The organism is Sphaerisporangium aureirubrum, assembly GCF_042658925.1.
Taxonomy (GTDB): Bacteria; Actinomycetota; Actinomycetes; order Streptosporangiales; family Streptosporangiaceae; genus Sphaerisporangium; species Sphaerisporangium aureirubrum.
Genome location: NZ_JBHSRF010000003.1, coordinates 111165 through 129685, shown reverse-complemented (window position 1 = coordinate 129685; position 18521 = coordinate 111165). Strand labels below are relative to the sequence as shown.

Here is an 18521-nt window from a genome sequence, read left to right as displayed (position 1 = left end):
AGACTCATGACGTACGGCGGGCCGGTCCGGTTCAGGCACGTAGCGGCACGTCCGTGGCGGTGCCTTCGACGGCCAATCCCTCGGAGGTGCTCCGCACGCTCTTGATCTTCAGGCTGAGGGGGAGGTCCTTGATGGGCACGTTGAAGCTGAGCAGGCGGGCGGCGTCGGGCACCTGCGTGCCGTTGACCTTCTCCGGGGTCAGGCGGATGCCGCCGGAGACGACCGAGATCTTCATCGTGGCGTTCACCGGGATCTCGATCCCCGCCACGGTGATCTTGCCGGTGACGTTGAGGGAGTCGTCGCCGCCACCGGTCACCTTCAGGCCGCGCGGGGCGCGCCGGTCCAGGGTCTCCTTGGAGATCACCACGGTGCCGGTGACGCGGTCGGCGCGGATGTCGGCCGTGGCGGGGCTCTGGATCAGGTCCATCAGCGGGGCGCGCACGCCGTACAGGACGGCGTCGATGCGGGAGACCCTCGCGCCGTCCGGGGTGGTCATCTCACCGATGCCGACGCTGATCTCGTCGTAGTGCCCGGCGACCGCCTGGGTGAGGAAGGGGATGCCGCGCACCTCGACCTTCGGCTCGCTCGACAGGTCGTACTTGGCGGCGATCTGGCGGGCGATCTCACTCTGCACGCCGGAGACGGCGACGCGGTCGAGGACGACGAGGGCGACGGCGAGCAGGATCAGGAAGACCAAGAACTTGCGCATCCGACTCCTTCGGGGATCCACATGCGGAGAGCATCCGCGTCCGGCCAACTCCCCCGGGGTCCGGGGGCGAAACGCTCACCCACCGGCGAAGGGTGGCAGGACCTCCACGACCGCGCCGTCCTTCAGCGCGACCGTGCGCGGATCCCGGGTGCCCGCGGGGTCGCCGTCCACGAGGAAGGACGAGAGACCCAGCACGCGCTCCAAATCCGGATTCTCATATTTTAATGTGATTTTTGCCACCAGATCAGCCAGAGTTGCCGCATCGAACGGTTCCTCGGCGACACCCGCGGCCTCCTTGGCCGCCGCCCAGTAACGGACTGTACCTTTTGCCATCAGTGACCTGCCCTTCCCAGCCGCGACCCGGCCCTCGCCTCGCGGTACGCGGGTAACACACGGCAAGGGCTCGGTTACGCGTATTTCCCGCGTATTTCCCGGGTGATAGGTCGTTCACAGGTGACCGGCCTATGGACGCATCTTTCCCGTGGGCTATCCTCACGTACTGACGGGACCTGGGCGATGAAGCCCCCGGGTCCTTTACGTGTTTTGTACGGCTGCGCCGTCACAACGCGGGGAGGAGGCCGATGCGGTGAGTGAGCGAAGCCGCGTCCTCTCACTCCCCGATCAGCCTCTGGATGAGGAGGTGCTGTGAGTAATCTGCTGCTGCTCACCAACGCATTGGAGCCCTCTGCTGAGGTCCTGCCCGCACTTGGGCTGCTCCTTCACTCGGTCCGTGTGGCGCCCGCCGAGGCGTCCGCTCTGATCGACGCGCCGCCGGCCGACGCCGTCCTGGTCGACGCCCGGAGGGAGCTCGTACATGCCAAGAGCCTGTGCCGCCTCCTCCGGACCACTGGTATCGACTGCCCGCTGATGGTGATCGTCACCGAAGGCGGGCTGGCCGCGATGACCGCCGAATGGGGAGCCGACGACGTTCTCCTCGACACGGCGGGACCCGCGGAGGTCGAGGCGCGGCTCCGGCTCGCCGTCGGCCGCATGTCCATCTCCGCGAGCGACGAGGTTCCGGACGAGATCCGCAGCGGCGATCTTTCGATCGACGAGGCCACCTACACGGCCCGGCTGCGCAATCGCGCCCTCGACCTCACGTTCAAGGAGTTCGAGCTGCTCAAGTACCTCGCGCAGCACCCAGGCCGGGTCTTCACCCGCGCCCAGCTGCTGCAGGAGGTGTGGGGATACGACTACTTCGGCGGCACCCGCACCGTCGACGTCCACGTGCGGCGCCTGCGCGCCAAGCTGGGCGCCGAGTACGAGTCGCTGATCGGCACGGTGCGCAACGTCGGGTACCGCTTCGTCCCGGACCGCGGCGGGGAGCAGATCGACGAGCGCGAGCCCGCGCCCGTCCACCGCTAGACACCGGCCGATCCGCGGGCTCGCCCTCCTTCAAGAGGGCGAGCCCGGGACGGTCTGTGCTATCCGGCGAGCGTGATGCGGCCCACCGCGGGCGGGGCGATCGGCGTGTGGGCACCGAAGTAGGCGACCAGCGCGTCGATGTCCAGCGGCCCGCTCCACAGGTCGGTGCCCTCGCGGAAGACGCTGAAGCCGTCACCGCCGCCGACCAGGAAGTTGTTCGCCGCGACCCTGATCTGCTGCGCGTCGGTGACCGCCACGCCATTGATCTTGATGTCCGACACCCGCGAGCCGATCGGCTGCGAGAGGTTCATCGTGTAGGTCAGCGACGCGGACGGCTGCAGGATGCGGGTGACCGTGCCGCCGCTCTGCCACTGCTGCTCCAGCAGCGCGTCCAGCCGCGCGCCGGTCAGCGTGACGACCTGCATGAGGTTGTTGAACGGCTGGACGGTGAACGCCTCGCCGTACGTCACGACCCCGTTGCCCTCCGACCCGCTCTGGGCGAAGGTCAGGTCGGCGCGCACGCCGCCGGGGTTCATCAGCGCGATCTCGGCGTTGCCGCCGGTCCTGGTGGCCTCCAGCTGCGCGTCCGCGATCAGGTCGCCGAGCGGCGTCTCACCCGACGGGGCGGCGGTGCGGCCGATGTCGGCGGTGATGTTGCCGATGGGCTTGTTGGCCACCGTCGAGACCCGGTCCTTCCAGGTCTGCACGAACGTGCTGGTCGCCGGGTCGGCCGTCACGTCGCGGGTGACGACGTGGTTGTCCGGCACCACCGACGAGCGGACGACCTCACCGGTCTTCTTGTCCACCTGGAAGTCGATCGTGGTCAGCACGCGGCCGAACGACGAGCCCTGGGTGTAGTAGCGGTCCTGGCCCGCCGGGTCCTGCGTCTTGCAGATGTAGGCCTGGTGGGAGTGACCCATGACGACGAGGTCCACGTCCGGGCTGAGGCCCTGGGCGATCCGGGTGCCCGCGGCCGGGGTGACCGGGCAGGCGTCCGGGCTCTGGTTCGGGGCGACCGAGTCACCCTCGTGCACCAGCGCCACGATGGCCTTCACGCCCGCGAGGCGCAGCAGCCGGGCCGCGCGGTTGCCCGACTCGACCTCCTCGGCGAACTCGAGGCCCTCGATGCCGGCGGCGGTCACGATGGTCGGCGTGGTCTGGGTGACCAGGCCGATGAAGCCGACCTTCACGCCGTTGATCTTCTTGATGGCGACCGGCGGGAGGGCGTACCTGCCGCTGTCCTCCTTCAGGACGTTGGCGCCGAGGTACTCGTACTTGGCGCCCTTCCAGCGGCCCGCCGGGGAGCATCCGTCGACGGGGTGGCAGCCGCCGTTCTGGATGCGCTTGAGCTCGGCGATTCCCTCGTCGAACTCGTGGTTGCCGACGCTGGAGACGTCCAGGCCGAGCTTGCCGAGCAGCTCGACGGTGGGCTCGTCGTGGAAGGCGGCGGAGATCAGCGGCGTCGCGCCGATCAGGTCGCCCGCGGCCACGACGGCGGTGTCCCGGTTCACCAGCGACTTCAGGTGGGTCGCCATGAAGGCGGCGCCGCCGGCGGGGACCGACGTGCCGCTCTCGTTGACGATGGCGCCGCCGGAGCCGGTGGGGGGCTCCAGGTTGCCGTGGAAGTCGTTGATGGCGACCAGCCGGACGGGGACCGTCACGGGCGGCTTGGGGGGCTTGGGCGGTTTGGGGTGGGCCGACGCCGGAGCGGCGACGGCCACCGCGAGACCGGCGGCCACTACTAGGCCGGCGACCGCGGTCCGCAGGAACGTTCCTGAGCTCATAGCCCACGACACTAGGGACGTCAGCTCAGCATAAAACGAACCACAGGTAACGATTTACCCCGCCAGTTGATGGCGTCTTCTGCCAGATTAGAGTTCGACCATGAGAGTGGACGTCCGCGAGCGGCTCGACGAGCAGGAGGCGGCGGCGGTGGCCGCCCTGGTGGAGGCCGCCACCCGCGCCGACTCGGTCAGCCCCCTCAACGAGCACGCGATGCTCCACCTGCGCTACGGCGGCGGCCCCGGCTCCCGCGCCCTGCTGCTGTACGACGGCACCACGCTCACGGGCTTCGCGCACATCGACCCCGCCGATCCCGCCGAGGGCCCGAGCGGCGAGCTGGTCGTCCACCCCGGCTTCCGCGGGCGCGGCTTCGGGCGGCACCTGCTCGGGGCCACGCTCGACGAGGCGGGCGGGCGGCTGCGCCTGTGGGCGCACGGCGGGCATCCCGGGGCGGAACGGCTGGCCGCCGCGCTGGGCTTCACCAAGGCCCGGTCGCTCTGGCGGATGGGCCGGCCCCTGGCCGAGCCGCTGCCGTCCGTCCACCTGCCCGCCGGGGTGCGGCTGCGCGCGTTCCGGCCCGGCTCGGACGACGACGCGTGGCTCAAGCTGAACGCCCGCGCGTTCGCCCACCACCCCGAGCAGGGGTCCTGGACCTCCGAGGACCTGCGGCGGCGCGAGCAGGAGTCGTGGTTCGACCCGGCGGGGTTCTTCCTCGCCGTCCGCGAGGACCCGCCGCGGCTGGTGGGCTTCCACTGGACGAAGGTGCACGGCGACCCCGGCGACCTCGGCGAGGTGTACGTCGTGGGCGTGGACCCGGACGAACAGGGCGGCGGCCTCGGCAAGGCGCTCACCGTCGCCGGGCTGACCTACCTGCGGTCCCGGGGCCTCCCCGAGGTGATGCTCTACGTGGACGAGGACAATCCGGCCGCCATCCGGCTGTACACCGCGCTCGGGTTCGCCCGCTGGGACGTCGACGTGATGTACAGCCACGGGTGACACCCCGCCGTGCCCTCACCGATACCGTGCGTATTCCACGGTTTTCAGTCACAATTTGGTTACGTGAATTACTCGACGACCCAGTGCAGCGCCCAGTACGTCAGCGCGGCCACCACCGCCGCCGCCGGGATGGTGAGCACCCACGCGACCAGGATGTTCCCCGCCACGCCCCACCGCACCGCCGACAGCCGCTTGGTAGCGCCGACGCCCATGATGGCGCTGGTGATGGTGTGGGTCGTGGAGACGGGGGCCTTGGCCGCGATGGCCATCGTGTAGAGCACCACCGACGCCGCCGTCTCGGCCGCGAAGCCCTGGGCCGGGTTCAGGTGGATGATCTTACGGCCGAGCGTGCGCATGATGCGCCAGCCGCCGGCGTACGTGCCGAGCGAGATCGCCGCCGCAGCGGAGAGGATCACCCACTGCGGGATCGGGTCGGAGGCCGCCACGTACCCGCCGGTGTACAGCGCGAGGAAGATGACGCCCATCGTCTTCTGCGCGTCCTGCAGGCCGTGGCCGAGCGCCATGGCCGCGGCCGAGATCGACTGGGCGTACCGGAAACCGCGGGTCGCCTTGTGGGGGTTGGCCCGGCGGAAGATCCACAATATGGCGATCATGATGATGCCGCCCAGCAGGAAACCGACCAGGGGCGAGATCACCATCGGGATGACGACCTTCTCCACCACGCCGCTCCACAGGATGTCGCTGGAGGCGGCGAGGGCCGAGCCGACGAGCCCGCCGATCAGGGCGTGGCTGCTGGAGGAGGGCAGGCCGAAGTACCACGTGATGAGGTTCCACGCGATCGCGCCGACCAGGCCCGCACCCACGATGACCAGGCCGTGCGTGCCGGACGGCGGCTCGATGATGCCGGTGCCGACCGTCCTCGCGACCTCGGTGCTGATGTGCGCGCCGACGAAGTTCATGCCGGCTGCCATGAGCAGGGCGGCGCGAGGGGTCAGGGCGCGGGTCGAGACCGAGGTCGCGATCGCGTTGGCGGCGTCGTGGAAGCCGTTGGTGTAGTCGAACACCAGGGCGACAACGATCACGCCGATGACTAGCGTGAGCTCCACTTAGCTTTCCTTGACCGCGATCGATTCGATCGTGTTCGCCACATGCTCGAAGGCGTCGGCGGCCATCTCCAGCTGATCGATGACTTCCTTCATCTTCATGACGGTGAGCGTGTCGTACTCGCCGCTGAACAACTTGGCGAGCAGACGCCGGTAGACCTGATCGGCCTGGTTCTCCAGGCGGTTGATCTCGATCCAGTACTCGTTGAGGTTCTTCATCGACCGCAGCCGCGGCATGGCCTCCGCGGTGAGCTCCGCCGCGCGCTCCAGCACCTCGACCTGCCGGACGACCTCCTTGGGGAGGTGGCCGATCTGGTAGAGGCCGATGAGGTCGGCGGCGGCTTCCATGTAGTCCATGACGTCGTCGAGATTGGACGCCAGGCGGTAGATGTCCTCGCGATCGAACGGCGTGATGAAGCTCTCGTTGAGGCGTTTCATGATCGCGTGTGTACGCTCGTCGCCGGCGTGCTCGCACGCGCGCATCTTCTCGGCCAGGGCTTCCCTGTCCGAGCCGTCACCGATGATCTCGACCAGCAGACGGGATGCGGTGACGAGATTGTTCGCCGAGTCGGCGAACAGATCATAGTAGCTGTCCTCACGTGGCGTGAGTCGCAGGCGCACGTCGATCTCCAGATGTGCGGGGACTGTCCGCAGAGAAGGTTAAGGGGTAGTGGCTGAAATGCGAAGTTCGTGACCTGAACACTCGCGCGTAACCTCCTCTTTCCCTTCCGGACACCTTCTGTACCCATGCCGGCCCAGCACACCCATCCGCCTCACCGGCACTCTCCCGTCACTCCCCCCCAGCGGCGTCAATCTTCCCAAACCAGCACAAACCTCGCACACCCTATCGCCCTCCCCACCCTCGCTTCCCGCCCTCCCCTCGGTAATACCTCGGACACAGAACGCAAGCGCACCAAAGCGCAAGAAAACATGGAGAAACCCGCGTACACCACCGGCGCACGCGGTCGGATCACTCCCCGGTCAGACCACCGAGCGGTGGAAGTTCATGAACGACCGGCTGGGCGTCGGCCCCCGCTGCCCCTGGTAGCGCGAGCCGTACCGCGCACTCCCGTACGGATGCTCGGCCGGCGAACTCAGCCGGAACATGCACAGCTGCCCGATCTTCATCCCCGGCCACAGCTTGATCGGCAACGTCGCGACGTTGGACAGCTCCAGCGTCACATGCCCCTCGAACCCCGGATCGACGAACCCCGCCGTCGAATGCGTCAGCAACCCCAGCCGCCCCAAGCTGGACTTCCCCTCCAGCCGCCCCGCGATGTCGTCCGGCAGCCCGATCACCTCATAGGTGGAGGCCAGCACGAACTCCCCCGGATGCAGGATGAACGGTTCCTCCCCCTCCGGCACCACCAGCCGCGTCAGCTCCGGCTGCTCCACCGACGGATCGATGTGCGGATACCGATGGTTCTCGAACACCCGAAAGTACCGATCGAGCCGCACATCCACACTAGACGGCTGCACCATCTCCTTATCAAACGGATCAACCTTGACCCGCCCCGACTCGATCTCCGCCCGAATATCCCCATCCGAAAGCAGCACCTCAGCAACCTACCAACCCCCACCCCGCAACTCCCCCCCAACCCATCACCCCCCACCCTCCAAGTTCCGCTAGAGTAGACGCAGTCATCACCCAGGTGATCGACGCGGGTGTAGTTCAATGGCAGAACATCAGCTTCCCAAGCTGACAGCGCGGGTTCGATTCCCGTCACCCGCTCCACAGCCAAAGGCCCAGGTCAGGAAGCATTTTCCGACCCGGGCCTTATCCGTTTCCGCCACCTTTTGGATCTTCCGTGCCCGTTACGTGCCCGATCCCCCGTGATCCTCGCTGCCGCTCATGATCCGCTCGGCCAGCCGACCTATGCCGTCCGCGATCAGTTTGTCGGGATCCCACGGAGACGGCGGGCGTACTTGACGTGAAACGGCACGTCGTCGCGGTGGAGGTCGCATTCCTCGATGTGCTGGCGGTCCGCCGTGGTCGTCCGACGCCGCTCCGCCCGTCTGGGTCGGCCTGGGCGGGTGATGCGCGGGCAGCAGGCGGACGGCACCGGCGGTAAGAACCCCACGTGACCTGGTAATTCCCGTCCCTATGGTCGCTTTGATGCTTGCGGAGTGCTGACAGGGACGAGACTTTCGTCCAGGATCGCATAACTTTCGTCGGTTCACGCAGAAGTTTGGGTGCAACTGAGGCTGTCTTTCGCCGGGACTGGCGGTTAGTGTCTGCATTCGAGACCCGGACATCTGTGATATATGGCCCCGTCCCCCCCAGTTCACACCATCCCCCCACATCTCACAGCGAGGTAACCCTTTGTCTGTGCTGCCCTCGTCTCGTCGGAGCGCTCAACCAGACCTGATCACGCTGGGCCTCGCCGGCGCGCTGACCATCCATTCGGGCTTCGCCTCTCCCGCGAGTGCGGTCGCCCCCGCCCCCAATGGGGCCGTGCCCCACGCGTCCACAGCGACCGGAGTAAGGAGGATCAAGTGAGATTGCGACAGCAAAGGTCGCGCCACCGACTGATCCGGAAGGGGAGAGGTGTCGCGGGCCTGGCCCTGGGCGCGCTTCTCTCCGTCTCGTTGGCAGCGACACCCTCGCGCGCTGCCGACGAGCAGCTCAACGAGGGGCTGGTGCACCACTTCGCCCTCGACGAGACCAGTGGGACGACGCTGGTCAACTCGGGTAGCGCGGGCTCGGCGGCGAACGCCACGCTCGTCAATCCGGAGAAGGCGACCTTGACCGGCAACGGAGTCAGGTTCAACCCCGACTCCTACGCGAGCGCCCTCGACGGTGCGTACGTGGCGCTGCCGAAGGACATCACCGCCGGCATGTCGAACCTCACGGTCGACTATGACGTGTGGATCGACCCGGCGAACGTCGGCGAGCACCAGATGTGGGGCTTCGGCAGGAAGTCCGGCTCGTGCGACGTCGACACCGGCGCCCAGGGCTCCATCTTCGCGTCGAACACCCAGCGGTTCCGCGTCGCGGTGGGCTCGGCGAACCTCCAGCAGAACCGGGTCCGCATGACCGAGGGAGCCTGGACGCACGTCACCTACACCCAGTCCCTGAACGCGAACGGCACGAGCTGGACCGGCACGCTTTACCTCGACGGCGTGCAGCACGCGACGTCAACGAACCTGACCACGCCGCCGTCGGTGAACGCCGCGGGGACCAACTGTAACTTCCTCGCTCGCTCGCAGACGTCGGGCCACTACTCATTCCGCGGAACGCTCCGGGACTTCCGGGTCTACGACAGGGCAGTGAGCCCCGAAGAGACACTCGCCCTGGCGAAAGAGACCGTCTCCAATGGCGTTAGCGCCGACGCCGCCGCCATCGACCTCGGCCTGACCAGTGCGATCGTACGCGACATCGTTCTGCCCAAGGTGGGCTCCGTGGCGGGCTCGGCCATCACGTGGACGAGTTCGGACCCGTCGGTCGTCGAGGTCTACACCCCTCCGGCCGTCCCCAGCGCACGCAAGGTCGCGGTGACCGGCAAGATCACCCGACCCGCGCAGGGGCAGCCCGACGCGACGGCCACGCTCACGGCGACCGTCCGCAAGGGCGCCCAAGAGGTCACCACACGGGAGATCCCCATTGTGGTGAAGGCCGAGTTCGACGACGCGCAGGCGGTCGACCGTGACGCGTTCGACCTGGCCCTGTACGCCACCGACGACGTGCACGGAAACATCAACCTTCCGGCCGGCGGCGAGTTCGGATCCACGATCACCTGGAAGTCGACCACCGACCTCGTCACCCCGACGGGTGAGGTGACCCGCCCGGCCTTCGGCCGTGCGGATGTCACCGCCACCCTGACGGCGACCATCACCAAGGGTTCGGCCTCGAAGACGAAGTCGTTCCCGGTGACCATCACCGCGAAGCCCCGTTCCGAGAAGCACGAGCGGTACTTCATGGGGTACTTCAAGGGCGAGGGGATCGCCGACGGCGAGCAGATCATGTTCGCGACGTCCAACGGAAACACCGCTCTGGACTGGACCGGTCTGACCGGGGGCTGGCCGTCGCTCGTCTCCCAGCTGGGCGACCAGGGGCTTCGTGACCCGCACATCGTCCGCTCGCCCGACGGCGACACGTTCTACATGATCGCCACCGACCTGAACTGGTACGACCAGGGCGGATACGCGATCAACGACACCCAGTACATCGAGGTGTTCGAGTCGCACGACCTGGTGAACTGGACTCCACAGCGGCACGTGAAGGTCGCGCCCGACAACGCGGGCAACGCCTTCGCACCCGAGTCGCTGTGGGTCGAGGAGATCGGCGCCTACGCCGTGTTCTGGGCGCAGTCGCTGTGGAACGACCCCGTGAACCGCACCGGTCAGGGGAACGCGCAGATGTGGTACGCCACGACGCGCGACTTCCAGACGTTCTCCGCCCCCAAGGTCTGGCAGGACCCGGCCCCGCTGTCGCGGATCGACACGACCGCGATCCGGGTCGGTGACCACTACTACCGTGTGACCAAGAACGAGGCCGGCAACCAGGGTTCGGACATCTTCTCGGAGAAGCACACCGACTTCCTGGACAGCAACATCAACAACTGGACGTTGCTCGCTCCGGCTCTGGGGCGCACGACGTGGGTCGCCAACCAGGGGTACGAGGGGCCGGTCATCTTCAAGGCCAACCCCGGTGACACCTCCTGCCCCGGCCAGTTCTACCTCTGGGGTGACCGGTACACCAACGGTGGTGGGTACCAGGCCGCGTGCCACGAGAACATCGAGGCTCCGACCTGGAACGCCAAGCCGCTCACGATGACCAACGCGGGCGTCGTCCGTCCGCGTCACGGCACCGTGATCCCGCTCACCGTCCGTGAGTGGAACGACATCCGCGGGATCCCGAACAGCGACGTCACGACCACCACCAAGGTGGCCGTCGAGCCGTACGCGAGCGGGGCCCAGACGACCACGGCCACCGCCACCGTCGAGGCCGCTGACGGGTTCGAGACCGGTGGTCAGGTGCGGTTCAGCATCGGCTCGTGGTCGGAACTCGCCCACCTGAAGGACGGCGCGGCCACGGTCACGCTGCCGGAGGGTCTGCCTGCGGGTACCCGGACGGTCAAGGCCGAGTACCTCGGCTTCGACTATCTGAAGGCGTCGGAAGCTGCGGCGTCGTTCACGGTGCCGGGCGCTCCGGAGCTCGCGCTGACCGTGACCGCCACCGCCCGCTGCGTGGGCACCACGGCGTACGTGGCCGTGACCGCGGTCAACGACGCCGCCGTACCGGCGAACGTGACGCTGACCACCCCCTACGGTTCGAAGACCGTGGCCGACGTCGCCCAAGGCAAGCAGGCCTACCAGTCCTTCAACACCAGGGCCGGGCAGATCGCCACGGGCAGTGCGACCGTGACGGCGACCGCGACGATCGACGGCCGGCAGGTCACCTCGACCTACAACGCCTCCTACACCGCCATCAACTGCGCCTAACCCGACCGGCCACGGCGCATTCCCGCTACTGAACCGCTACCCATGGCACCTCACGCTGAATGGCTGGGACTAACCTCTATCCAGAATGATCGCGACAACAGCAGCTATCCCGGAGAACGCGGAGCCAAGACATGACAACGTCGCCACACGTTCCTTAGGGGAAACCCAAAGACCTGCGTTCAGTTGCTTCCAACGATCACGTCCGAGCTTGCGGGCGAAGTTCTGGCGTTTGTGCTGGCGAACTTGGTTGCAGCCGAACAACAGTCCACGTGCGTTATTTCTGCAAGGCCCCTGGCGGCCGACTGCTCCGCATGTACGCGGGACGCGAAAGAGAAAGTAGACGATCGCGAGTACTGAACCGATGATCAAAAGTGGGGCGATCTTTCCCTTGTCTTCAGCCGCCCACCATCCCCAGATCAAGAGACCAACGATCAAGTATCCCCAGTACTTTTTGATGATTCCAGTCGTTCCCCTCGCCATTCCAGGAAAGTATCGAGCACAACGAGCCTTGAACAGAGACACTCCCATCGCCCAGGGGTGACACATGTCTATATTGGCAACATCTTGGCCTCAGCAGGAAACCTCACGACGTAGAAGCTTTAGCCAAGGTGACGTGGTTGCCGAATTGCGCTCATATCTATCAAGGCGGCAGCGCTCCGCGCCGCCGCACGGCCCGCCACCCGCTCCGCCGGCCGGGCGTGCGGCGTGGACGCCGGTCCCGGCCGGCGGTAGGAACGCGGGCCGCCCGCCGTACCAAGCACTCGCCGTACCTAGGCACGCATGCCGCACTTTGTACGCACCGCCGCCGGATGAAGGCTTCTTTCCTCATCTCACCAGCACTGAGCCAGCATGCACGGTTCACGAGGCCAGAATCATCCCCAATAAAAGCTGCCGCCGAAGAAGGCTAAGTGTATAGAGACCGAAGTCTTCGGCCTAGGCGATCGGTCCTGTGGGTATTGAACAACTGACGGCTCGGAGCCTTCGAACAAGCTGCTCGATCAAGAAGCGCAGCAGCCAAAAGAAGCCGCCCACTCTGTGCAAGATCAGACACGCTATGCGGATCAACAGCGTAAGTAATCTCGTGCTTGAGTTTGTTATACGTCCTCCAAAAGTCCCTACCCCACTTTTCCGGATCACCGACCCACTTCGTGAAATGATTACCAACACGGCCAGCCAGCGCCTGGGCATACATAGCGTTCGCCCATGCGGCTGGGCGGTTACACTTAACCCAATACTCGATTGCCGAAGCGATATCCAACAAAGTTGTTTCGGCTGTTGTGGGGCCGTATCGGTAACGATTGATTACCGGATTGATTGCGCGTGGATGCTCGTCACACAATCGGATCCATCGTGTAAGCCCAGCGATGCCCCCTAATGCAGAGAGGCTGAAAAGTGGGTTTTCGTTCATAGATTTTGGCGCTGAGACCCCAGCCAATGGCACCATGAGAGCACCATTCCACATTTCAGGACGGGTAGAGAGGTCAACTCCGTCCTTCTTCTTGAGGTGCAGCTCTGCCGATCCCGTATCCGCAGCCACAAAACCGTCCCATGCAAGATTGAGGAGCCCTTGGACATGAAGTAGTGGCTGTAGTAGATCCCAGACATCGCGCGGGCGAAGACTGGAACAACCGATGGTTACTGGAGCGCTCAACACTCGTCGGTCTTCATCTCCTCCTACTTTCCATGTCGTTGAAATCATCAGGGATCTCCCTTGCCTAAGGGGGTGACTGATCGCATTCGCGGATTTTAGAGTAACTGTCCAACTCTGAATGCGGCCATGTTCATCCTGATCCCTACTCTCTTTGGTAGCCGACAGGCCGGCCCAATCACCGACTCCATGAAAGTTCGCGCTTAGGGCCTTAACCTTGGAGCTTAAGAGGCGATCGAAGGGGATATTACTGATGGCAGTTCTAGCTCTGCACCTTCTCGATGAAGCCCGATACCCCGAACGTTGAATCCACCCACTTCGGATATTCTCAAGGAACAGTACCGATTTCTCCGGAAGCAGAGCCGCTATACCCAGCGGTGAACCCTCGGCTTGCCTGACCGAAAACTTTCGCGCAACGTCTTCGTCAAGCGTCTCGATTATCAGCCACCCACCATCCCGGTGGACATAGCCTCGTTCCGGTTCCGATGCCTGAAGGTTGGGCAACTTGCCATTAAATGGCCAGAAGAATCCAATGCTACCCTCGAATTCATTATCCACTAGGGGATTCTCCATCAACAGACCTCCGGAGATGCCACTGCATTTGTTTAGAGCTAGGCGTGCCGTCATGAGTTTCCACGGCGGTCCGGCATGGCATCTCTGACCACGACATCTAATTTAGTCTATAGATTATAGTCTCTTCGATTGCTCCGCCTATTCAAGACGTGTAGACCAAAAACCATTTGGAGACATGAAATCCCCGCCGGATTTAGGGCGTTATCAAGCTGCCCTTCACCAAAAGGATTTATGCCGTCCAGAGTGCTGATAACTCGCCTGATGGTGTCAATCTTGGCAAGCTCCACTTTGGAAGCCTGCCCGAACATTGCGTATCGATAAGCGTCCTCGTAGCTCGTGTCGCGTCTTGCAGTGATCCATAGCGAAGTCGCCTCGGAAGCGATCGGAATCGATTGCGCTTGTAGATCTAGTTCGCGCTGCTCATTGTTGAGGATCAAGAACGCTGCCGTAGTTCGCTGATCGAGGCTGGATCTGACCCATGAGGGAAAGATGCCTCCCTGGATTCGACGTACCCCGAACCGCTTCTCTGCAACATAAAGACAGAGAGCGCTAAGCCGCTCAAGCTTATCCAACAAGGTCTTGCGCAGAGCGCGCTCTAAGGGGAGCGCGTTGTTTCGCTGTCTCTTTGCGTGGTTTAGTGGGTGCCTTGCCTCCGTTGCGAAATCAGAACGCAGGCCCTCGGCTTCACGACCTGGCTTCGCCAGATTGCTAAACCCACTTAGATTATAAAGTCTATGGGCTTCCCCTAAGGCAGCCTTAAGCCAGTCATTCTCGCGTTCGCCATATCTCTGAGGTCGAATATCACTAAGCAGTGACTCCAGCATTAGGAACATATTCCGATACGCGTCGGCCATGTCGGGTGTAATCTGCGAGAGGCGATAGTATCGATAACTTTGGTCCCAGGCAGGAGGGACAGGGGTAGGGGTTACGTCCATCCCGTTGCTGTCCAGAACTCTTAAAGGAGCCGGCGGCGCATCAAAGGTAGCGACCACAAAGAGCGTCAGTCTTGCTATGGTCTCATGTGAGCGATTCCACCAGACCAAGTGCGAATCGGTGTCCTTGATCGCGAATGCAAGCCCCCGCGTCATTGAGATTAGATCGAGACCCTGTTGGCACGCTGCAAGAGATTTGTCGTAAGCGGCCTGATATGAGTCTTGTGGCGCGATTCGAACCACAGCAATGTTCGCCCCAGCCCTGATCTCGATCATCGAAGCGTGATCTAGTTGCCATCGTCAGGAGTCCCGTCCTCCTCGCTGGTCGAGTGTCCCGGTTGTGACCGCCGAGTCAGGGGCGCCTACGGCGTCGCTACGCGATCAACTTCGTTGACCCTTGACACAGCGGCCTCGCCCTGGGGATCGGCAGCTACGAGGATGCCGGGGGAGAACCAGGCGACGGACCGACTACCGCAACACGTTCTGCAACAGCCCCACAACCGCTCACGATCCTCACCGGTCGGCACCATCCCGGAGCAGGACACAAGCTTTCGGTCACGTGCCAGGTGGTTCTGATGTGGTCAGGGTCTTGATCGCGTGCCAGATGCGTGCCAGAACGGACGGGGAACAGCGGGCATTCACGGGGACTCACGGATGCGTGGCCCACTCTCACCTGTATTGCAGTTCTCGCAGGCCAGGCCGCCAAGATCAGTAACCGATTCCCAAGCTGACAGCGCGGGTTCGATTCCCGTCACCCGCTCCACGCCTAAGGCCCAGGTCAGGGATCCACTCCCGACCGGGCCTTGATTGTTTCTAAGACCCTTCGATCCTCACGGGCCATTAGCGGGCCAGTAGCTCTTATCCCCCGCAGGGATCAGCACCCCGGCCGCGCCGTCGCTCGTCGCCGTCCCGCTCTTCAAGCTGCTTGTTGATCGCGTCCGTGATCGCGTTGTCCGCCCCGCGAACCGCGTGCTGACAGATCATCGCGGCCCTGACGTTGTCATGCCCCATCCGCGCCATCGCGCTGCGGGGAGTGCTGGCCGCCGTCTCGGCTGGCGTGGGGATCACGGTGCTGCCGCGCTACCTCTGCGCCCGCGAGCTGGCAGGCGGCGAGCTGGTGGCGCTGCTCCAGCCGGAGGTTCCGCCGATCAACACCCTGGTTCTGGCCACCCGCGCCGGCGCCACTAGCCTGCCGCACATCGCCGCCGTCCAGAACGAACTGCTGGCGGCGGCCCGCTCATGGTGACTGCCCTCCGCGCCGGCCCCCGCGCCAGGCGCTGCACCATTCTGGTCGATAGTCAGATCATCGGTATATACTGATGGCATGAGTATCAGACCAATGCAGGAGCCGACGTTCCTGATTCTGACCGCGCTCGCGGCCGGGCCACAGCACGGGTATGGGATCATCACCGACGTCCAGCGCATCTCCGGCGAGCGGGTGCGGCTGCGGGCGGGCACGCTGTACGCGGCGCTGGACCGGCTGAGCCAGGAGAGGCTGATCGCGGTCGACCGCGAAGAGGTCGTCGAGGGCCGGGCCCGCCGCTACTACATGCTGACCGGCGAGGGGGCCACCCGGCTGTCGGCGGAGGCCGAGCGGTTGCGCGCCCACGCCGACCTGGCGGCGACCCGCCTGCAGGCCCGTCTGGCCGGAGGTGCCGCGTGAGTGCCGCCGACGCGATACCGACGACAGGGCGAACGGGTGGACCGGAGTCGCAGGACGCGCTGGAGGCGCGATACCGCAGGCTGCTGGCCTGGTATCCGCGTGACCACCGGGCGACCCACGAGGAGGAGATGATCGGGGTGTTGCTCGCGGGGGCACACCCCGGTCAAGGACGCCCCGGTGTACGCGACGCGCTCGACCTGCTGCACGGCGGTTTACGCCTGCGCGCCCGCCGGGCGTTCGGCCGGGGGAGGTCCGGGCCCTGGCAAGACGCGCTCGCCGTCACCGGGGCGATCGGCCTCCTGCTGGCCCTGGCCAAAGCGCTCGCGTTCACCTCCGGTCGCGCGATGACGCTGGTCACCACAGGCGGCGGCATACAGCTCCACCCGCCGGCCGACCTCGTCTGGCTCCTGCTTCCGCCGCTCCTGTCCGCCATCGCCCTGGCCGCCTCGGCGGCGAACCTGCGCCGGGTGACCTCGGCGGCCGCGTGGGGGCTGGTGGCGATGGCCGTATGGGGGCTGATGGCGACCGACATGTGGCCGGTGACCGGGGTGGCGGACGGCGGCGGGTTCGTCGTCCGGGTCCTCCCGCAAATCGACGGCTGGTCCTACGTCGCCGTCGTCACCGCGCTCGCGCTGACCTTCTGCCGGACGCCCCGGCGGGGCCTGACCCTGCTCGGCGCGAGACGGCTGCTCCCCTGGACCTTCGTGGTGTTCGCCACGCTGATCTGGAACCAGGTGATGTTCTGGCTGCCCACCCCCGTCTACGGAATGATGCTCATCGAGGACCTGCCCTTCATCGCCGCCGCCTTCGTGGCGAGCGGCCTCGCGCTTCGCTCACCGGTCGGACGCAGGAGCGCCGCCCTCCTCACCGTCCCCCTAGCGGTGCACCTGGCCACCAGCGCCTACACGACGACCTGGGCTGACGGCTGGCCGATGGGTGTGCTCATGGTGCTGGTCCCAGCGGTCGTCCTCGCCGTCCTCGCCCGCCGTGCGCTGCGTCTCGATCATGCCTCGCGCCCATCTCCGGCGCCGGCGGAGTAGGCCGGCTCCGGGTGTCTCGCCGCGCCGGCTCTAGATGGGCTACCGGTATAGGTAACCGGCCAGCTCTCGCGCTGCCCCGACCACATCGCTGACCGGATGCCTTTTCTCGGCGGACTGCCAGGAGTAGTACGCGCCGCCGTATCCGACGAACACCCACACAGCTTCTTGCCACGCCCCCGGCATAAGGAATAGGGGACTGTGTCGCTGATCTCGACTGGCCGGGTCACCGATGCCATCTCGGGCGCGGGGTGCGCGCGATGCGCCCAAGTCCAGCTCTGCGGCTTGATCGCCGTGCCATTAGCGTGCCATTAGCCCCGGTAACGAGGGGCAACCACGGACACTCAGGGCCGGCCGTACGCCCAGGTCAGCGGCTCTACGTGGCCGGATCCGTACGATTCCCAAGCTGACAGCGCGGGTTCGATTCCCGTCACCCGCTCCACTCTTGTTCGACCAGGTCAGCGAAGTACTTCCGGTAGCAGCGTGAACGCTGACACGTGTCGAGGTCGGATCAAGGTGAAATCGCGTCGATCCAAAGTGGCGATCTGGGTAACGTTCAGGCGCTCCGCGATGGCGACCACAGAGACGTCAGCTGGGTCGAGCCGAGCGTCTCGGTAGGTACGGACGAGTTCAGCCATTCGCCGCACATCGACCGGCACCAGATGGACCAGTTCGAACTCCTCGGCAGCCAGATCCGGAAACCGCGCGTGCACACGAGACCCCATGTGCCTGTTAACGGTCCACCCGGCCTCGATCAAGATGGTCGAAGGCAGGAGAAGCGGTCCCACCAACTCCTCAAGGAGACGCACGCATGAGGCGTGGTGCTTGTCATCACGATCTACCACAGCGATCAAGGGGCCCGTGGCCAGGAGCGTTGCAGTCACGTTGACCGATTGAACCGCTCCGCCAGCAGATCTTCGACCCGTTCCGACAGATCTCCCTCACCGGAGGCACCGATCCTTGCGATCGACAACCTCCTGCGACGAGCCGGCTCAGAGGGTTCCTCCGCCGCCTCGGCCAAGTCGGGATCCGTCCTCACCAAACGCAGGAGACGACGCGCCTGATCCGGCGACAGCCGGTCCACCAGGTGGTGAAGCTCCTCATGCGCATGCTCGGCGCTCATAGCCACGAGTCTACGCAAGCGACTTCGCTAGCGTCAGTGACACGCCCCCTGGTCGGCCTTGAACGGCAACCTCATCCGATGCTTCGAGATTCGTTGGCGTGCCGCGTGCACAGCTCATCCGACCCTCGGGCATTAGCGGCCATTAGCCAGGGTGTTGGGGGGGCAGCCACGGTCACTCAAGACC

Annotated in this window: 17 protein-coding genes and 1 tRNA gene; 7 read left to right on the top strand and 11 right to left on the bottom strand. The window is 65.4% G+C overall.

Annotated features, from left to right (window positions below; all coding sequences use genetic code 11):
• Positions 1–31 precede the first annotated feature (31 nt).
• Both ACFP1K_RS03320 and ACFP1K_RS03315 read right to left on the bottom strand, forming a co-directional pair.
• Positions 32–709 carry an LmeA family phospholipid-binding protein gene (locus tag ACFP1K_RS03320; RefSeq protein ID WP_380746954.1) on the bottom strand — a complete coding sequence of 226 codons (678 nt, stop codon included), beginning with the start codon at positions 707–709 and terminating at the stop codon, positions 32–34.
• 75 nt (positions 710–784) lie between these two features.
• Positions 785–1042, bottom strand: coding sequence for a MoaD/ThiS family protein (locus ACFP1K_RS03315; RefSeq protein WP_380746953.1), 258 nt, complete (start codon positions 1040–1042; stop codon positions 785–787).
• 312 nt (positions 1043–1354) lie between these two features.
• Here ACFP1K_RS03315 and ACFP1K_RS03310 point away from each other — a divergent pair, with 312 nt between their 5' ends.
• A complete protein-coding gene (locus tag ACFP1K_RS03310; protein ID WP_380746952.1) occupies positions 1355–2074 on the top strand; it encodes a response regulator transcription factor in 720 nt (239 codons plus the stop codon).
• Between the two features lie 59 nt (positions 2075–2133).
• On the opposite strand, the gene ACFP1K_RS03305 is transcribed toward ACFP1K_RS03310, so the two are convergent.
• Positions 2134–3858, bottom strand: coding sequence for a bifunctional metallophosphatase/5'-nucleotidase (locus ACFP1K_RS03305; protein ID WP_380746951.1), 1725 nt, complete (start codon positions 3856–3858; stop codon positions 2134–2136).
• Positions 3859–3958: 100 nt separating this feature from the next.
• On the opposite strand from ACFP1K_RS03305, the gene mshD reads away from it, so the two are divergent.
• A complete protein-coding gene (mshD, locus tag ACFP1K_RS03300) occupies positions 3959–4852 on the top strand; it encodes a mycothiol synthase (protein WP_380746950.1) in 894 nt (297 codons plus the stop codon).
• 68 nt (positions 4853–4920) lie between these two features.
• On the opposite strand, the gene ACFP1K_RS03295 is transcribed toward mshD, so the two are convergent.
• The 3 genes from ACFP1K_RS03295 to dcd all read right to left on the bottom strand — a co-directional run bounded on the left by ACFP1K_RS03295 (position 4921) and on the right by dcd (position 7473).
• Positions 4921–5919 (bottom strand): inorganic phosphate transporter, encoded by a 999-nt coding sequence (locus ACFP1K_RS03295; RefSeq protein ID WP_380746949.1) that lies wholly within the window; start codon positions 5917–5919, stop codon positions 4921–4923.
• Complete coding sequence (locus tag ACFP1K_RS03290; protein ID WP_380746948.1) at positions 5920–6537, bottom strand: DUF47 domain-containing protein; 618 nt, start codon at positions 6535–6537, stop codon at positions 5920–5922. It lies immediately after the preceding gene.
• Positions 6538–6897: 360 nt separating this feature from the next.
• Positions 6898–7473 carry a dCTP deaminase gene (gene dcd, locus ACFP1K_RS03285; RefSeq protein ID WP_380746947.1) on the bottom strand — a complete coding sequence of 192 codons (576 nt, stop codon included), beginning with the start codon at positions 7471–7473 and terminating at the stop codon, positions 6898–6900.
• Positions 7474–7577: 104 nt separating this feature from the next.
• Between dcd and ACFP1K_RS03280 the strand changes: the two genes are divergently transcribed.
• Positions 7578–7651 (top strand) — tRNA-Gly (locus tag ACFP1K_RS03280).
• An 854-nt stretch (positions 7652–8505) separates the two neighbouring features.
• The gene (locus ACFP1K_RS03275) at positions 8506–11361 is read left to right on the top strand and encodes an immunoglobulin-like domain-containing protein (RefSeq protein ID WP_380746946.1); all 2856 of its coding nucleotides are present in this window, start codon (positions 8506–8508) and stop codon (positions 11359–11361) included.
• A 69-nt stretch (positions 11362–11430) separates the two neighbouring features.
• Here ACFP1K_RS03275 and ACFP1K_RS03270 read toward each other — a convergent pair whose 3' ends face one another.
• The 3 genes from ACFP1K_RS03270 to ACFP1K_RS03260 all read right to left on the bottom strand — a co-directional run bounded on the left by ACFP1K_RS03270 (position 11431) and on the right by ACFP1K_RS03260 (position 14790).
• Positions 11431–11841 (bottom strand): hypothetical protein, encoded by a 411-nt coding sequence (locus ACFP1K_RS03270; RefSeq protein WP_380746945.1) that lies wholly within the window; start codon positions 11839–11841, stop codon positions 11431–11433.
• A gap of 424 nt (positions 11842–12265) precedes the next feature.
• Entirely contained in the window at positions 12266–13582 is a 1317-nt protein-coding gene (locus tag ACFP1K_RS03265) for an ApeA N-terminal domain 1-containing protein (RefSeq protein WP_380746944.1), read from the bottom strand.
• A gap of 107 nt (positions 13583–13689) precedes the next feature.
• Positions 13690–14790: a hypothetical protein gene (locus tag ACFP1K_RS03260; RefSeq protein WP_380746943.1), complete on the bottom strand. Its 1101-nt coding sequence runs from the start codon at positions 14788–14790 to the stop codon at positions 13690–13692.
• A gap of 721 nt (positions 14791–15511) precedes the next feature.
• On the opposite strand from ACFP1K_RS03260, the gene ACFP1K_RS03255 reads away from it, so the two are divergent.
• The 3 genes from ACFP1K_RS03255 to ACFP1K_RS03245 all read left to right on the top strand — a co-directional run bounded on the left by ACFP1K_RS03255 (position 15512) and on the right by ACFP1K_RS03245 (position 17217).
• Positions 15512–15760, top strand: a complete 249-nt coding sequence (locus ACFP1K_RS03255; protein ID WP_380746942.1) for a LysR substrate-binding domain-containing protein — start codon at positions 15512–15514, stop codon at positions 15758–15760.
• A gap of 78 nt (positions 15761–15838) precedes the next feature.
• Entirely contained in the window at positions 15839–16177 is a 339-nt protein-coding gene (locus tag ACFP1K_RS03250; protein WP_380746941.1) for a PadR family transcriptional regulator, read from the top strand.
• Positions 16174–17217 carry a hypothetical protein gene (locus ACFP1K_RS03245; protein WP_380746940.1) on the top strand — a complete coding sequence of 348 codons (1044 nt, stop codon included), beginning with the start codon at positions 16174–16176 and terminating at the stop codon, positions 17215–17217. The genes ACFP1K_RS03250 and ACFP1K_RS03245 overlap by 4 nt, the downstream gene beginning before the upstream one ends.
• 455 nt (positions 17218–17672) lie before the next feature.
• On the opposite strand, the gene ACFP1K_RS03240 is transcribed toward ACFP1K_RS03245, so the two are convergent.
• Positions 17673–18098, bottom strand: a complete 426-nt coding sequence (locus ACFP1K_RS03240; RefSeq protein WP_380746939.1) for a type II toxin-antitoxin system VapC family toxin — start codon at positions 18096–18098, stop codon at positions 17673–17675.
• Positions 18095–18337, bottom strand: coding sequence for a hypothetical protein (locus ACFP1K_RS03235; RefSeq protein WP_380746938.1), 243 nt, complete (start codon positions 18335–18337; stop codon positions 18095–18097). Before ACFP1K_RS03235 ends, ACFP1K_RS03240 begins: the two co-directional genes overlap by 4 nt.
• Between the last annotated feature and the right edge of the window lie 184 nt (positions 18338–18521).

Bases quoted from the DNA above. Each gene is read 5' to 3' on its own strand.
- ACFP1K_RS03320 (WP_380746954.1), bottom strand. From the start codon at position 709: ATGCGCAAGTTCTTGGTCTTCCTGATCCTGCTCGCCGTCGCCCTCGTC.
- ACFP1K_RS03315 (WP_380746953.1), bottom strand. From the start codon at position 1,042: ATGGCAAAAGGTACAGTCCGTTACTGGGCGGCGGCCAAGGAGGCCGCG.
- ACFP1K_RS03305 (WP_380746951.1), bottom strand. From the start codon at position 3,858: ATGAGCTCAGGAACGTTCCTGCGGACCGCGGTCGCCGGCCTAGTAGTG.
- mshD (WP_380746950.1), top strand. From the start codon at position 3,959: ATGAGAGTGGACGTCCGCGAGCGGCTCGACGAGCAGGAGGCGGCGGCG.
- ACFP1K_RS03270 (WP_380746945.1), bottom strand. From the start codon at position 11,841: ATGGCGAGGGGAACGACTGGAATCATCAAAAAGTACTGGGGATACTTG.
- ACFP1K_RS03265 (WP_380746944.1), bottom strand. From the start codon at position 13,582: ATGGAGAATCCCCTAGTGGATAATGAATTCGAGGGTAGCATTGGATTC.
- ACFP1K_RS03260 (WP_380746943.1), bottom strand. From the start codon at position 14,790: ATGATCGAGATCAGGGCTGGGGCGAACATTGCTGTGGTTCGAATCGCG.
- ACFP1K_RS03250 (WP_380746941.1), top strand. From the start codon at position 15,839: ATGAGTATCAGACCAATGCAGGAGCCGACGTTCCTGATTCTGACCGCG.
- ACFP1K_RS03235 (WP_380746938.1), bottom strand. From the start codon at position 18,337: ATGAGCGCCGAGCATGCGCATGAGGAGCTTCACCACCTGGTGGACCGG.